This is a genomic window from Acetivibrio straminisolvens JCM 21531 (assembly GCF_000521465.1).
Lineage (GTDB): Bacteria > Bacillota > Clostridia > Acetivibrionales > Acetivibrionaceae > Hungateiclostridium > Hungateiclostridium straminisolvens.
Genome location: NZ_BAVR01000040.1, coordinates 1 through 16,867 on the forward strand (window position 1 = coordinate 1; position 16,867 = coordinate 16,867).

General features: G+C 39.2%; 10 protein-coding genes and 5 pseudogenes. 2 read left to right on the forward strand and 13 right to left on the reverse strand.

What is annotated here, in order from left to right; all coding sequences use genetic code 11:
• A partial coding sequence (locus tag JCM21531_RS11125; protein ID WP_201768058.1) for a dockerin type I repeat-containing protein occupies positions 1-704 on the forward strand: 704 nt, incomplete at its 5' end.
• A 70-nt stretch (positions 705-774) separates the two neighbouring features.
• Here the strand turns inward: JCM21531_RS11125 and JCM21531_RS11130 are convergent.
• Together JCM21531_RS11130 and JCM21531_RS11135 are read right to left on the reverse strand one after the other, a co-directional pair.
• The gene (locus tag JCM21531_RS11130; protein ID WP_038289883.1) at positions 775-1,620 is read right to left on the reverse strand and encodes a CAP domain-containing protein; all 846 of its coding nucleotides are present in this window, start codon (positions 1,618-1,620) and stop codon (positions 775-777) included.
• 191 nt (positions 1,621-1,811) lie between these two features.
• Positions 1,812-3,555, reverse strand: a pseudogene (locus JCM21531_RS11135) (proline--tRNA ligase).
• 560 nt (positions 3,556-4,115) lie between these two features.
• Here JCM21531_RS11135 and ispF point away from each other — a divergent pair.
• Complete coding sequence (ispF, locus tag JCM21531_RS11140) at positions 4,116-4,586, forward strand: 2-C-methyl-D-erythritol 2,4-cyclodiphosphate synthase (RefSeq protein ID WP_038289887.1); 471 nt, start codon at positions 4,116-4,118, stop codon at positions 4,584-4,586.
• 5 nt (positions 4,587-4,591) lie between these two features.
• Here ispF and JCM21531_RS11145 read toward each other — a convergent pair whose 3' ends face one another.
• The 11 genes and pseudogenes from JCM21531_RS11145 to JCM21531_RS11195 form a co-directional block, all read right to left on the reverse strand.
• Positions 4,592-6,424: a sensor histidine kinase gene (locus tag JCM21531_RS11145; RefSeq protein WP_038289890.1), complete on the reverse strand. Its 1,833-nt coding sequence runs from the start codon at positions 6,422-6,424 to the stop codon at positions 4,592-4,594.
• Between the two features lie 22 nt (positions 6,425-6,446).
• Positions 6,447-8,258, reverse strand: a pseudogene (locus JCM21531_RS24865) (sensor histidine kinase).
• A gap of 325 nt (positions 8,259-8,583) precedes the next feature.
• On the reverse strand, positions 8,584-9,870 hold the full coding sequence (locus JCM21531_RS11155; RefSeq protein ID WP_243467567.1) for an ABC transporter permease: 1,287 nt from the start codon (positions 9,868-9,870) through the stop codon (positions 8,584-8,586).
• Positions 9,791-10,511, reverse strand: a pseudogene (locus JCM21531_RS11160) (ABC transporter ATP-binding protein). Before JCM21531_RS11160 ends, JCM21531_RS11155 begins: the two are co-directional and overlap by 80 nt.
• 111 nt (positions 10,512-10,622) lie before the next feature.
• Entirely contained in the window at positions 10,623-11,327 is a 705-nt protein-coding gene (ispD, locus tag JCM21531_RS11165) for a 2-C-methyl-D-erythritol 4-phosphate cytidylyltransferase (protein ID WP_038289894.1), read from the reverse strand.
• Positions 11,328-11,565: 238 nt separating this feature from the next.
• A pseudogene (locus tag JCM21531_RS11170) lies at positions 11,566-12,044 on the reverse strand (CarD family transcriptional regulator).
• A 281-nt stretch (positions 12,045-12,325) separates the two neighbouring features.
• Positions 12,326-13,060, reverse strand: a complete 735-nt coding sequence (truA, locus tag JCM21531_RS11175) for a tRNA pseudouridine(38-40) synthase TruA (RefSeq protein ID WP_038289897.1) — start codon at positions 13,058-13,060, stop codon at positions 12,326-12,328.
• Between the two features lie 83 nt (positions 13,061-13,143).
• Positions 13,144-14,097 carry an ROK family protein gene (locus tag JCM21531_RS11180; RefSeq protein WP_038289900.1) on the reverse strand — a complete coding sequence of 318 codons (954 nt, stop codon included), beginning with the start codon at positions 14,095-14,097 and terminating at the stop codon, positions 13,144-13,146.
• A 233-nt stretch (positions 14,098-14,330) separates the two neighbouring features.
• Positions 14,331-14,735, reverse strand: coding sequence for a GNAT family N-acetyltransferase (locus JCM21531_RS11185; RefSeq protein ID WP_038289903.1), 405 nt, complete (start codon positions 14,733-14,735; stop codon positions 14,331-14,333).
• A gap of 232 nt (positions 14,736-14,967) precedes the next feature.
• A pseudogene (locus JCM21531_RS11190) lies at positions 14,968-15,776 on the reverse strand (energy-coupling factor transporter transmembrane component T family protein).
• 8 nt (positions 15,777-15,784) lie between these two features.
• On the reverse strand, positions 15,785-16,630 hold the full coding sequence (locus JCM21531_RS11195) for an energy-coupling factor transporter ATPase (protein ID WP_038289906.1): 846 nt from the start codon (positions 16,628-16,630) through the stop codon (positions 15,785-15,787).
• Positions 16,631-16,867: the final 237 nt, after the last annotated feature.

Sequence of the window (16,867 nt, forward strand, 5' to 3'; positions counted from 1 at the left end):
ACTCCTCAAACACCGGCCCCCACCACTGTCTCCGACACCAACTCCAACGCCCAATGAACGGACAATTAATAGCATCAATTAACAGTAATGGATTCGGCGAACTCCTCCAATTGTCCATTCAATCAAATTTACAGGTTGGAGATATTGCATTTGGCGACAGAACATACAAATTCGTAACAATCCCAAATGAGCTCCTTGGCTCCGAATGGATCAGAACAGCGTGTGATTCTAAAAAATCTACAACAAATCTGGCATACTTCGCTACCAAAACTGATGTAACCATATACGTAGGCCTAGATTCAAGGATTGCAAATATTCCGTCATGGCTAAGCGATTGGACTAAAACCACTCAATCGATAACTGACGACGGCACACCGCAAGTTACCTACAATCTTTATAAAAAGAATTTCAGTTCAAATTCAGTTGTGTTTCTCGGAACCAATGGAACCTCGTCCGGAGTCGTTAACTATATCGTGATAGTCAAACCAAACAATCAAAATTTCATATATGGTGACTTGAACGGAGACGGTTCGGTAAATTCAAGCGACTATGCATTATTAAAAAGATATATTCTTAAGCAAATAGATTTGCCACAGGATAAACTTGCAGCAGCTGACCTAAACCGGAATGGCTCTGTTGACTCGATAGATTATTCCATACTAAAAAGGTTTTTATTGAAGTCAATTACCCAATTGCCTTTGTAAAAAAAATCTGCAGGATTCTTCTTCCTGCAGATTCTGCATTTAGCCTCTTGCAACTTTTATTTTTCTTGGCTTATTTACCGATAAACATTTGCACAAACATCTTACCGTATTGAGGACTTTCCACAACACCGATTCCGGTGTAATTGAAATTGGCATTTAATATATTCTTCCTATGTCCCTCCGAATTCATCCAAGCCTGAACAGCTCCCTCTACCGTACGGTTTCCTGCAATATTTTCCCCTGCTGTCCTAAAGTTTATGTCAAATTGCCTCATCATGTCAAAAGGAGAACCGTATGTCGGGGACTGATGGGAGAAATAATTCTTTTCAACCATATCCTGCGCCTTGAGTCTGGCTACTTTCTGCAGCTCCGCATCAATCTTAAGCGGCTCAAGACCTGCTTTCGTTCTCTCCTTGTTGATGAGTTCCAATGTCCTCTGTTCATCCGCATTTAAGCCTGCAACCGGTGTTGAAGTTGCCTGTGCAGTTGAACCTGGCTTAGCTGCGGTAGTGGGTGCAGGTGAAACTTTTACCGGTGTTGCTGCCGGTGCCTTTGGCGCAGAGGTTTTTGTCGGTTTCTTTGCTGTTGTAGTGCCGGTAGTAGTACCCTGCTGCTTGATATACTTTGAAGAAACTGCCCCCACGCACCCGCTTGCAGGTTCATAAACTGCGTACCAATCCCCCAATTTCCCAAATACATTGACAGTTTGTCCTTTCTTAAGTACACACACAATAGGAAATTTGGTAGACGGACCCTGCCTTACATTTAAAGTGTCGGCAGTCACCACTCCTGTCACAAAGTTCACCTTTTGGAAGGTAGTAGCTGCAAAAGCATTTTGGAAACTAAGCCCTGAAAGACCCAGGCCCCCCGTCAGGACAAGAGCGAGAACAATTAGTAAGACTATCTTCCTTTTCATCAAAATCCCTCCAAGTCATCAAATTAAACATACAATTAAAATAAGATTATAGTTGGTTTTACAGTGTTGATTATAGTATTGACAAATTTAAATGAATTATTTACATAAGCAAACTATAAAATAAAAAACTTTATATAAAAAAAGAGTACCGCATGACAAGCACGCAATACTCCTTATTTAAGCCTTGGAAACTAAACTTTTAAGTCTAAAATTTTACTATTATTTTTTAAGCCTTCGGCCACTTCCTCTTTAGCTTTTGCAATTGCTTCCTCAAATGAAATTGCAGCAAAGTCCTTTTCACGTCTTAGCTTATATTCAACAATGCCTTCCCCTGCTTTTTTACCTACAGTTATCCTTATTGGAATACCAATCAGGTCGGCATCCTTGAATTTAACTCCCGGTCTTTCATCCCTGTCATCCAGCATTACCTCAATGCCTGATTCTTGAAGCTGGGCATATATCTTTTCCGCCAGCTCCATCTGCACACTGTCGGTGGTGTTTACCGGTATTACTATTACATGGTATGGTGCAATAGATATAGGCCAAATTATTCCGTTCTCATCGTTATTCTGCTCAATTACAGCAGCCATACTCCTGTTTATTCCTATACCGTAGCATCCCATAATCATTGGGTTTTCCTTGCCCGTCTCATCAAGGTACACACAGTTCAAAGCCTCCGAATACTTGGTTCCAAGCTTGAATATGTGCCCAACCTCAATACCGAATTCAACCTTTACACCGGCACCGCATTTCGGGCATGCATCCCCCTCTTTAATAGTCCTTATATCTTTCACATATTTGGGTTTAAAATCCCTGTTTATATTAACATTCTTGTAGTGGAAACCTGTCTCGTTTGCTCCCACCACAAAGTTCTTCATACCTTCAACCTCAAGGTCAACAACAATATCAATGTCAAGACCTATAGGACCTGCAAACCCGACAGCTGCACCTGTCACCTTTTCTACCGTTTCAGCATCTGCCATTTCAAGCTCTATGCAGCCCAAGAGGTTCTGAAGTTTTGTCTCATTCAGCTCCCTGTCTCCCCTTACCATGCAGCAACCACTTTGCCGTCGGCTTTATATATAAGGGTCTTTGCAAATTCCTTTGCAGAGCAGCCGAAGAATTCCATGAGCTCCTCAATGGTTCTTGCGTTCGGGGTAGCAACCTTCTCCAGCCCCAATTCTTCGCAGCAATCTTTGTCATCGCAGCATTTTTCGGGGATACACTCGGCTTTTCATCATTGGCTGCATAACCGCAAACATCACAATATGCTATACGGGATTCGCCGATTGCCGATTTTACCATAAACTCCTGCGAACCCGAGCCTCCCATTGCTCCGGTATCTGCATCCACAATGATGTAGTCCAGTCCCAGACGGTCAAATATCCTGCAGTATGCGTCATACATCTTTTGGTAGGATATATCGAGACCTGCCTCATCCCTGTCAAAACTGTATGCATCCTTCATCACGAACTCTCTTGATCTCATGACGCCAAATCTGGGTCTTCTCTCATCCCTGTACTTTGTCTGAATTTGATAGAGGGTAAGGGGAAGAGACCTGTATGACCTTGTGACACTCTTTACAGTTTCGGTAAATATTTCTTCATGGGTTGGTCCAAGGCAAAAATCCCTGCCGCCTCTGTCTTTTAGCCTGAACATTTCCGCCCCGAATACCTCCCATCTTCCCGATGCCTGATACGATTCAGCGGGAAGAAGTGCCGACATTATCAATTCCTGAGCACCTGCTCTGTCCATTTCCTCCCTTACAATCTGCTCAACCTTTCTAAACACTCTGTAGCCCAAAGGTAAAAAGGAATAAATTCCCGATGCCAGCTTTCTCATAAGTCCGGCTCTCAGCATAAGCTGATGGCTTGCAATTTCAGCTTCCGCCGGCACTTCTCTCAATGTTTGAAAAAACATATTGGAAACTCTCATAACTAAAAACCTCCTTATAAAACATCAAATATTTAACCATCATAATTTACTTTTACATTAAAAAATCCGTCCACTGCTATGGGACGGAGTGTTGTTTTCCGCGGTACCACCCAAATTGGTAAAACCCTGCTCTACATACCTATAACGGAGTATAACCGGCAGTCTTTAAAACCGCATCTCCGGGGTGGGAAGAAAGTTTTTTGCTTGGGAGCTCTCGCAGCCATGAATAAACAAAAGCCTTGTCAAAAGCAGTTTATTTTCTCATGAAGCCCCTTCTCTTAAAGCCTGCCCTTTCGCAGCCCCTTCATAGACCATATAAACCTATATTCCTTTTGCTCATCGTCTAGCATATGTTCGAATTACTATATTTTATATATTAATATACCTGCCATACTATGTCAATATACATAAAAATCACAAAAAACATGCGGCCGTCTTGCCTGTTATCGATTAGTAGGATATAATCGTGAAAGAATATTGGAATCCCATAAGTAATAAGATACTAACAATAACTGCGGCAATAAAATCAGAATAATATAAAAGCAAAGGAATGATTATGGATGAAAGTAGGAATAGGACAGGACAGTCACAGGTTTGATTTTGATAACAAGGATAGAAAGCTCGTGCTTGGAGGAGTAGTACTCGAAGGCTACCCCGGCTTGGCAGGAAACAGCGATGCGGATGTTATACTGCACTCTATTACCAATGCAATTTCCGGAGTTACCTGCGTAAATATACTCGGAAAAATCAGCGATGAGCTCTGCCTTGAAAAAGGTATAACGGACAGCAAAGTTTATCTAAAAGAAGCACTTAAGTATTTAAACGGCCAGAAAATAGTTCACGTATCGATATCCATAGAATGCCTTACTCCAAAAATTACTCCTCATATTCCTGCAATCAGAAGCAGTATATCGAGGCTTTTAGACATACCGGAAAGCTCCATAGGCATAACCGCCACTACCGGAGAGGGCCTTACCCAATTCGGCCAGGGACAAGGCATCCAGGTATTCAGCTGTGTTACGGTAGAGTAAAACTTCTATCCTTTTAGCGGTATGCTAATATTTACGGAGGTTCCTTCCCCTTCCTTGCTGTCAATGGTCATGGTTCCTCCAAACCTTCCTTTTATGGTGGAATAGGCCATATACACGCCTATCCCCGTTCCTCTTGACCCTTTGGTTGTCACCATTTCTTTAAACAGCTTGCCCATTACGCTCTCGGGAATTCCGCACCCATAATCCCTTATGCTAATTTCCAGGTTGTGTCCTTTTTTACTGAATGTTAAATCAATCTTTCCTCCGCTTCCGCAATATGACTCAATGGCATTGGTTATTATATTATTCATTACTTGAGTCATGTTGTTTATTTCTCCTCTTATTGACGTGTCACCGCCCACCTTCAAGTCCACATTCATTTCACATTGGTAGCGTTCAATCTCATGGCTCATAAGTATTTTTACGTTTTTAATCAATTCGTCGACAGTAAATCTTTCGTCCGTTGAATCGTTAAAATTAACAGCCTGCCCTTTTACGGCAGATATTTCATCGGAAATATACGAGCAATACGGTTTTATGTTATCCACGCAATTTTTCATTTTCAAAGCAATTTCATGTTTTGTCCGGTCCGGTACAGTGACGTCTTCAATGGCTTTTTCATATTCGCCCACAAGATTATTTAACTCATCCAGTCCGTTAGATATTGACACAATGGGAGTTTTAAAACTCTGTGCTATTCCTCCCATAAGCTGTCCTAAAGATGCAAGCCTCTCCCTCTCCATAATAATAGAGTATTTTCTTTCATATCTTTTTTCCAACTGAGCATTATAAAAATGTGTAATCAACAAAGAAATCACAAATCCGATTGCAACGCATACCAGACCAATTTTATACAGAGTAACTTTAGTACTGTCTATACCCGATGTTACAATATCAACCGGCGTCATTGAAAATACAGTCCACCCCAGTTCAACTCCATTTATGCTGTCAATCGTCTGGAAAGCCAACAAATAATCTTTTCCTTTTATTTCTTTAATAAATGTTCCGTTTTTCTGTTTTAGTATTTCCTCAATATACAACTCGTACTTTACATAATCCACTTTTCCGTTTTGAATTCTGTTAAGCGGATTCATTACATAGTTGCCGTCTTTTCCCACAATATACAATTGTCCCTCATCAGGAAGCTTTATGTCGGATATTAGATTGTATATGTATGATTCCTTTATATTGAGAATTAGCATGCCAATCTCTTCATTGTTCTCTCCTTTAATGCTTTTCATATTTGATATAACCAGTTTATTGCCGGTATGGGTACCGGTAGATGCCACTTCAGTCTGATATGTGTCTATCCATAACGAGTCCTTTCCGCTTTGTTTAAATCTCCTTACTGCATAGTATGCAAGCACATTGTCCGTAGTCAGCGGTTTTGTCTCACCCGAAGTAATGTACTCACCGGTATTTGTAACCACTGCTATGTCTGCTATGTCTGTTCTTGTATTGGTGCGGCTGTTCAGTATATCTTCTATATTTCTTCCATTTGTCGCCTTTCTATGCTCATTGTCTAGTTTGATATGCAATTTTACAAGTCTGTCAAAGTTTTCATCCGCGAGAATTCCGTTTGAAACATCGTCAAACCCAATCATTATTGTTTCAATATTATTCGTTATCTGCTTTATAAGCACCAAGTTATCTTCACTGGCATGTCTCACCATTGCATCGGATACCATATTAAAAGACAAATATCCCAACAATGTTGTGGAAATCAATACAATCAAACCAAAGGCCATATTGAGCCTGATTTGCTTACTTATTAATTTTATATTTAAAATCTTTAAAACACTTTTTATATGTTTCGACAGTTCCATCACTTTTGACATTTTACACGCTCCCACCTGTTCGCTAAGCCTTGGCAGTAAAAGGAATCAAAATATATATTTCGGTCCCTTTTCCTTCTTCACTCTTAATTTTCATTGTCCCGCCAAACTTTCCTTTAATGGTTGAGTGGGACATATACAGGCCAAGCCCGGTTCCGTTCTTTCCTTTGGTTGTTATCATTTCTTTCAAAAGCTTCTTTTTCACATTTTCCGGTATACCGCTTCCATAATCCTTTACTACTATCTCCAATTCCTGACCGTTTTTACTAATCAACAAGTCTATCTTTCCTTCTTTTCCGTTGTAAGCTTCAATGGAATTGGATATGAGATTGTTCATTACCTGTACAAGGTTATTTATTTCACCCTTTATAGGTGTATCCTCATCTACTTTTACCTCCACCCTCAACTCACAGGAAAACTTCTTAAGTTCATGGTTCATTAGAATATCAACTCTTTTTAAGAGCTCTCCCACCGTAAAGCTTGCGTCGCTCGATTCATTTATTTCGCCGGCCTGTCCCTTTACCGTGGATATAATGTCCGACATATACCCGCAGTAAGGCTTTATTTTGCCTATCCAATCCTTCATCTCAGCAGCAATTTCATAATGGTCCTCTCTGGTTACCTCTGGGTCTCCGATAGAAATGTCATACTCGTCTATAAGGTCCTTTAATGCCTCCAACCCCCCGGCTATTGACATTATGGGAGTTTTGAAATTGTGAGCAATTCCTCCTATCAGTTGTCCTAAAGAAGCAAGTCTTTCTCTCTCCAATGCAATAGAATGTCTTTCTGAATAGCTTCTATTAAGATATCGGTTGTAAAAAGCCGTTGCCATCCTATAAGAACCAAACCTAAGACGACACATCCCAGTCCTATGAAAAAAGACGCATTCCCGCTTCGGTAACACTGGTTCTTATCACCGAAACCGGAGTAATTTCAACTATTATCCATCCCAATTCAGTGCCTTTTATATTCTGAAGGGTATTGTAAGTAACAAGATAATCCTCACCGTCTATTTTCTTGATGTCTGCATTCTTATCCCTGCCCACCATATCCTCAATAAATTCAAGATCCACCTTTTTACCGTTCTTAAGCCGGTCATAGGGATTTAAAACATAATTTCCGTCACTGCCGATTATATAGATTTTTCCGTTGTCACTGGCTTAACGTCCGATATAAGACTGTAAAGGTATTCTTCCGTAATGTTTATAATCAGAATTCCCTGGCTTTTTAGACTGCTTGAAGTATATATTCCCTTTATTATTGAAAAGACCTGTATATTTTCCGAACTGGAAGTATCCAATGTATGCGTATTTAGCCATAATGACTGCTTATCGCTTTCTCTATACGCTTTTACTGCATAAATGTCATTTATATTCTCACCGATATTCTGCTTTACCTCCCCCGATGTTATATAAGCTCCTCCATTTGATACCACTGCAATATTAGCTATATCTTTTCTCTTTTTCGCATAATTATTGAGGATTTCTTCGATTCTTCTTTCATTTTCAGTTCGCAAATGAATATCCTTTATGTCATCGTGACCAATTATATACTCTGCAAGCGTATGGTTCCTTGACAGGGTCATCGCCATCTCATCAAAGCTTGTCAATATAACTTCTATGTTATTGGATGTTTGTTTGATAAGCTCAGTTGAATTTTCCTTTGCATGGCTTAGCATGGAGTTTGAAATCATGCCGAAACAAGCTACGTTCAGCACAAATATAGAAAGCATAACTATAACCGCAAGCCCAAGGTTTAGCCTCCATGCCGTACTGACTTTCTCCTTTTCAAGTCCGTTTATAATGTCGGGTACTTCCTTTTTGCGTCCAAAAAGCATAGAATAATCCCCCTATGCAGAATTTATAAGTCTTGAACACAGAAATATCAGACGCTGATTTAATATTTAATGAAAATTGATTTGCAAAAAAATAATTACGTGATATTAATCGGATTTTAGTGACTGTCAGATGAATATCATAATAATTCTACATTAGACGGGGATTTTCCTCTTTGCATGCTATTCTTTGCATAAAAATTTTATACCTATTCCACTTAAGTTATCGTCTGCAAATTTTCCAATTAATTTTGAATTGATTTTTTATTTTATGTTAATCAATTTGTGTAAATCAAGCTTTAAAGCAAGATTTTGCAATGTGAGACATTTAGCTTCTAAACAACACCCTCTCTTTTTTAAACAGCGTGGCCGCAAGCCACAGAGTAATGCCAACATACACCAATGATGACCCTAATGCCATAAGCAAATAAATGTAATTGATACTGCCGCCAAGCACAATTTTAAAGGCCGATAACGTATTCATAACAGGTACAAGAAACATATATACCGGAATGTCATTTGGCTGCATAAGCATTGTGGCAAAAGCAGGCATCATTACTATTATCATTAGAAAAGACATGTAAGTCTGTGCCTCTTTAAAGGATTTTGCATAGGTGCTTAGAGCTATCTGCAGGCCTGAAAAAGTCATTCCGAGGGTTATCGAAATTACAATAACTAGAAGAAATGCCAACGGCGGTATGCTAAACCCGGTAATGCCGGTACCGGCACCCATACCCATGGTGGACGGGTCTATCATAAATCCTGCAATTGCACCTATCATAGTTGCAACAACCGATACAAAAGAAAATAGTGTTACTGCCAGATACTTACCCAAAAGAATGGAGAATCTTCCGGGCTTGGTGGTAAGCAAAGGTTCAAATGTATTCCTTTCCTTTTCGCCTGCCACAAGGTCTGTAGCCGCAGCAATACCCCCGGATGCCATCAAAACTACGAGCATCATGGGAAGAGACACCGCTAAAATACTTCCGCTGGTCTTTTCCTCATTGGCTATATTAGTTTCTTCTATCACCGCAGGAGTCAATATCTCTGAATCTATTCCAAAAGAATCGAGTCTTTCTTTTACAATTCTGTCATTAAAGTCTCCAATGGCATTCCATAATATGCCCAGACTTCCTTCGGACTTGGTTTGAGACCTGTCATATATGAGCTTTATAACAAAGGGCTTTCCCTCTTTTAATTTGGATGCATAATCCTTCTCAAAATCCAAAACTACCCTTACCTTTGACTCATTTATAGCCTTTATCGGATCATCTACATCAATAAGGCTTATGTTGGGATAGTCCTTGATTATTTGATTTTTCACAATATCCCTAATTTCACCGGTATTGGACTCGTGTGTCAAGGCTATGGTGACGTTTTCACTTATATCCCTGTTAAGCTTTTCTATACTTCCCCCCACAAGCATACTCAAAATAGGAATTAATAACATCGGGACAAATATACTGGTAAGAAGTGTCTTTCTGTCCCTTACAATATCCTTTACCTCTTTTCTGAACACAATCCACACATGTCTTTTAGCTTTCACTTCTGTCACCTGCCAATTTGATAAATATACTCTCAAGGTCTTGATTGTTATGTCGTGATTTGATTTCATCAAGAGTGCCTACTTCTACCAGCTTACCCTTGTGAATTATGCCAATTCGGTCACAAAGTTTTCAACCTCACTCATGCTGTGGCTTGAAAAAATCACTGTTTTGCCTTCTTTTCTGCAAGTTGCGATAAAATCATGCACATCTCTTATTGCACTGACATCAAGTCCTGAAGTAGGCTCATCATTTTCGGGTCATGCACTATGGCCCTGGCAAACGCCACTTTCTGTTTCATTCCTTTCGAGAGCTTTCCCGCTCTTCTGGTCAAATAATCCTCCATGTTGAAGACTTTTGCAAGCTCTCTTATTCTTTCTTTTATTTGAGTCCTGCTCATATCGTTCAATTCTCCGAAATATGCGATGTTTTCTTCGCATGTCAGCCTGTCATATAGTCCTGTCTCTCCGCCAAAAAGGATTCCTATGCTGCTCCTTACCTTTTGGGGCTCCTTTACAATATCCCATCCCGCCATGGTGGCAGTGCCGGAAGTCGGCTTTAACATGGTCGCAAGCATTCTTAGCGTCGTAGTTTTCCCCGCTCCGTTTTCCCCCAGCAGGCCGAACACTTCGCCTTTTTTTACTTCAAAGCTGATGCCGCTTACTGCAGCAATATTGCCAAACTGCTTGGATAGAGATTGTATACTGTTCATGCAAACAACCCTTGCCTTTCCTTGATATCGGATAAATTTATCAATTTATCTCTTTACTTTAAAAATTTTAATTCTAAGAAAATTTTCGTTTACAGACAAATTATATTACATCTATTCCCTCTCTATTAATGCCTCGGCAAATGTCAGGTCTTCCCTTGTAGTAATTTTTATGTTGTTATAGCTTCCCATAACCAGCTTCGTACGTATTCCCATTCTCTCCGCAAGAACGGTATCGTCAGTGCCGTAAAACCCTTCGTCGGATGCTTTTTTGTGAGCCTTCATTATGATATCCCTTAAAAAGGCCTGGGGTGTCTGAATGGCCCAAAGTGTGCTCCTTTCTAGTGTCTCCTTTGCAAATCCTTCGCTATCCGCCGACTTTATTGTATCCTTAACATGTACTGCCGCCGTAGAAGCTCCATATTCTTTTGCTGCCTCAATGCAGTTTTCGATAATTTCCTCGTTTATAAACGGCCTTGCACCGTCATGAATAATAATAATATCGGATTCACTGTTTACCTGAAGGAGGCCATTATATACAGAATCTTGTCTTTGTGCTCCACCTGCCACCAGCATCTTTACCTTTTTTAAGCCATAGGCCTCTACAACATTTTCTTTACAATAAAACATGTCGTTATTGTTAACCACCAAAACCACTTCGTCAATCAAGGGACAGTCTTCAAAAACCTTTAGGGTTCTTGCAAGCACCGGTATTCCGCCCACCTTGATATACTGTTTGTTGATGTCCATGTTCATACGGGTACCTTTTCCTGCTGCCACAACAACTGCACTTACCGAAATCTTTCTATCCTTTTTCATTACAAATTCTCCCGGAAAATGTTCTAATTTTTTTAAATTATATCATATTGTTCTTTCAATTATAATCATTATGAAAAAAATTAGGCAAGAATGAATGAAACACTATTTTGGATAATACCGCAAATAAAAGCTCGGGATATCGAGTCCCTTCGCTTTTGCCTCTTTCATTTCATTCCAAGAGGCCCAAAAAAATAAAGCTGCAATAAACAGCTTTATCAAGAGTTTAGAAGAATCTCGCTTAAACCTTTATATACTTATTTATGATGCCCTCAATTTCCATTGCATTCATATTTTTCGCCAGTACCAACTCGCTGATGAGAATCTGCTTTGCACTGTTGAGCATCTTCTTTTCGCCGGTGGAAAGTCCTTTTTCCTTATCCCTCAGCATCAGGCAGCGAACAACATCCGCTACTTCATAAATATTGCCGCTTTTAATCTTGCCCATGTTTTCCCTGTATCGCTTGTTCCAATTTGTATTTGATGGAAGAGTTTTATTTTTAAGTATTAAAAAAACCTTATCCGCATCTTCTTCGCTTATGACTTCTCTTATACCAATACCATCGACATTTTGAGTCGGGATCATTACTTTCATTTCTCCAATGGGAATTTTTACAATGTAATAGCTTTGCTTGTTCCCTAAAATTTCTTTTTCTTCAATAGATTCAATTACCCCGCCCCATGCATCGGATACACAATTTTATCTCCAATATTGTACATATACACTCCTCCATTAAAACAAAAAACAAAATAGTGTCAGAATCTTTAATATATCTTTATAATCTTTACTTCTTTTGTGGTGTTTTAATATAAAAATTAAGAGCAAAGAAATTCTCTAAGATGGCATATCCCTCTATATTTAGTATACTACAAAGTCGTTTTATTGTCAAAATATTTTATTGTAGCATGGGTTAGCATTTGTGTCAATAACATTTTTTGTCATTAAATAAGATATCTCGGCAACAGAAGGGTGTATACTATAGATGTCATTATATGTAAATTCAATAATAGACCTCCACCAGATACAAACCTTCTGCAGGAGCTGTCCTTCCTGCACTTTTTCTATTTTTGCTTTCGATTATTTTCGGTATGTCATCGGCATTTATCCTTCCCATACCTACATCTACTAAAGTTCCGACCATTATTCTTACCATATTGTACAAAAATCCGTCTCCGGATATTTCAAACTTTATTATTTTATCGTCCCTTTCCAGTAAAACATCCGTCATAGTTCTGACAGATGTTTTGACACTGCTGCCACTCGCCCTGAAAGAGGAAAAATCGTGGGTGCCGAGAAAGTACGACGCGGCCTTTTTCATGCTTTCAAAATCCAGCTTGTAGGATACATGAAAGGCTCTGTTTCTTAAAATGGCAGACGGAAACCGGGAATTGTAAATCAGATATCTGTATTTTTTGCCTTTTGATTTAAACCGGGCATGAAAATCCGGGCTTACTTCCTGGGACTCTATTATTACTATGTCATCGGGAAGAATTCTGTTTAGAGCATAAGAAAATCTGTCACCCGGTATATTGGAGTCGGTCTTAAAATTTGCCACCTGCCCTAATGCATGTACCCCAAAGTCAGTCCTGCTTGCACCGGTAAGTTCCGCCTTTTCTCCGGTAAGCCCCTTTATCGCACTTTCTATTGTATCCTGCACTGTTTTGGCATTTTTCTGCTTTTGCCAGCCGTGATAGTTCGTACCGTCGTATTCAATAATCAGCTTTACATTCCTCATAGCATCTTCCTTACTTTTTTCTTTTTAAAATAATTTAAGGGCAAAAGCTCCGCCGCCTTTGCCCCCTGTCAGTCTTTTTACAATTAAGAGTCTTTTCCCAGCATTGCAGCACCGATTATTCCGGCGTCATTGCCCATTTGGGCCGTTTTAAGCTGCGTTTGAGGTATATCCTCTTTGCTGTAAACTCCCTGTTTTATATGCTCTCTCAGAGGCTTTAAAAGGTATTCTCCTTCTTTGCATATTCCTCCGCCTATTACCAGTACCTCCGGCATAAATATATTTATCATGTTGATAAGTCCTTCGGCAATATATCTTATGTACCGCTGTACCACCATTTCGCCTGTTTTGTCTCCCTGCTTTGCTGCGTCGAAGGGTATTTTTGCATCAATTTTTGACAAATCCCCTCCTACGAGCTTGTTTATAAGTGAATCGGGATTTTCCTGGGCAGCCTTTCTAGCCTGTCTTATAAGAGCAGTTGCCGATGCATATGCTTCCCAGCAACCTTTTCTTCCGCAGGAGCAAGGCTCTCCGTCCACCATCATAACCGTATGTCCCAACTCTCCTCCTGCATAGTTGAAACCGCTGTATATCTTACCGTCTATAACTACTCCTCCGCCAATTCCAGTACCCAAAGTAATGGTTACGGATATTTTTGCTCCCTTTGCCGCACCGGCCACACTTTCGGCAAGTGCCGCACAGTTTGCGTCATTGTCAAGATATACGGGCAAATCAATATATTTTTGCACTTCTGACCTTATGGGGACATTTCTAAAATTCAAGTTGTTATTGTAGACAAGAATTCCATCTTTGCAGTTCGGTGTTCCGGGACTTCCAACCCCAATATTTTTAACCTGCTCAATGCTGACACCCGCATCCTTAATTACCTTTTGGGTGAGCATTGCCATGTCTTTGATTATCTCCTGATACGGTCTTTCCCTCAATGTAGGGACACTGTCTTTATGAAGTATTTTTCCCTCTTCATTTACCAAGCCTATGGCGATATTCGTTCCGCCAAGATCAATTCCTATGTAATACATTTTATTCCTCCTAATACAATATACTTGTAAGCAAATAACAGACCATTACCTGCTGTAATTACTAAACCTTATTAAATTTGACCAACTGCATTGTTTCAACGTTCAATGTATATTATATACTAATTTTTTGCACTTGTAAAAGTACTTGTGCAACTCAAAAATATATTATTATTCGATATAAAACTATTCATTCTTCCGTATTTTTGAATATGAAATGCATTAATAATCCATCATTAAGTTTTTAAGGTTGTGATAAACATCGGTATCGACGCATCTGCTGAATTAAAACCGCATCTTTTATAAAACTCCAGTGCTTTTGGATATGCTATTAAGACTTTTCTTAAATAGTCTTTGTATTCATCCAGCATCAATGACATAAGTTTCTTGCCGATTCCTTTGCTTTGATAATCAGGATGTACCAACAAAAAGTGTATATATGCTGTCATTATGCCGTCAGACAAGCAATTTACCAATCCTACCAACTTATCTCCATCCCAAGCAGAATATACTGAAGATGAATTTTTCATTGCAATTTTAAGTTTATCAGGGTAGTTCCCCGAATCCCATTCTACTGATAAAAACAAATCTCTTAACTGTTCTTCTTCAAAATCTTTTATGTTTTTATATTCAATATTCATAATAAACTTGTATGATATAACCTATAACTAAATCATACTCCCTCCTTCTTTTATTTTTTAACCCTACCGGTATAGAGTTTTTTAAGCGCTTGAACGATAATTTTGCATTACGTACTCTTTTACACTTTACCATACCATTTTGCTATATTTGCATCATTGCCGCAATTTTTTTACCGATAGCCGCCTCTTCATGATATGAATCATACAGTACAGGTCTAGAATGAAGTTTATTTTATATATGCAATTTGAAATATTGTACATATATCAGAGCAAATTCAAAAAGCAAAAAAGATACTACTATTCTAAAATCAACCTTCGACAGCTTCATCTGCTTCATCCTTGTTCTTCCCTCTCCACCTCTATAGCAGCGTGCTCCATTGCCAATGCAAGGTCATCGGCCCTTCTGAATGCGCTTACAAACAAGGGAATCAATACAGGTATAAAGCTTTTTGCCCTTTCGAACATATTGCCTGTCTCAAAGTCAGCTCCCCGAGAGGCCTGTGCTTTCATTATTTTATCCGTCTCTTCAAGCAATGTTGGTATAAATCTCAATGCAACAGTCATCATCATAGAAAATTCATGCACCGGCACTTTCAGATGTTTTAACGGGCTTAGAATCCTTTCCAGGCCATCTGTAAGAGATATGGGGGTTGTTGTCAGGGTCATAATGGATGAGCTCATAATCAAAAGCACAAGTCTTAAGCTCATTTTGGCCGCTGTATCAATTCCTTCATAGGTGATGCGGACCGGCCCGTATCCTGCAAGTAAAATGCCCGGATTGGTAAAAATATTAACAAGCGCCGTAAAAACAATTATAGGCATAATTGGCTTTAAGCCTTTTAATGTGTATGCAAAAGGTATTTTGCCAATAAAAACAGCCATGGCAATAAAGCCTGCAAATACAGCAAAGGCTAGATATGAATCTATAAGAAAAATATTTGTCATTATCACTAGTGTCAGGATAATTTTTACCCTAGGGTCCGCTCTGTGTATCAATGAATCCCCGGGAAAATACTGTCCTAGTGTTATATCTTTAATCATAAGTCCTATTACGCCTTTCTTATGTATTTTTCCAATTCTGCTTTTGCTTCGCCAACAGTCAGAATATTATCATTTATTTCGGGAATTTTCTCTTTTAATCTTTTCATCAGATAAGTAATCTGGGGAGCAGCAAGTCCTATTCTCTCCAGTTCGTCAATCTTATTAAAAACACTCCGTACCGGACCGCACATTTCTATTCTCCCCTTATTCATGACTACTACTCTCTCAACGTACTTTGCCACGTCCTCCATGCTGTGAGATACCAATACCACCGTCATTTTATTGCTTTTGTGCAGGTTTGAAATCAACTCAAATATTTCGTCCCGCCCTCTTGGGTCTAGGCCCGCAGCAGGCTCATCCAAAACAAGTATGGATGGCTCCAGTACCAATATTCCGGCCATAGCCACCCGTCGTTTCTGTCCCCCGGATAATTCAAAAGGCGACTTGTCTAATATGTCTTCAGAAAGCCCCACCATCCGGACTGTTTTTCTGACCTTTTTATCTATTTCATTTTCCTCTTCGCCTCGTTTTATAAGGCCGAAAGCTATATCTTTGTACACCGTCTCCTCAAACAATTGATGCTCGGGATATTGAAAAACAATCCCCACCTGTCTTTTCAGCTCTCTAGCTCTTTTACCTTCCAATTTTTCTCCATTTATATATACACTGCCGGAAGTAGGTTTTAAAAGCCCGTTAAAATGCTGGACGAGTGTAGATTTGCCCGAGCCCGTATGACCGATTATACCTACAAATTCACCTGTTTCTATGCTCAAATCTATATTATCCAGTGCTATCTTTTCAAATGGAGTCCCTTTCATATAAACATATGTAAGGCCAGTTACTTTTATGGACATTTTTCCTCCCCAGTGTGGTTTAAAAATTAATATATTGATTAATCTTTTCATCACTTAAGCTTAAATAAAGTTTTTCTTTTACGCAAAAATTTTATTACATAAGTTGGGACATTTATCGCCTTGTTATATTTATACACTTTTTAACTTATAACTTCAAGTAGAGTTTTTAATGAAAATAAATAATATTGATGAATCCCCTTTTCTTCTTCTATGGTATAATTGTGACTGTGGAAACCA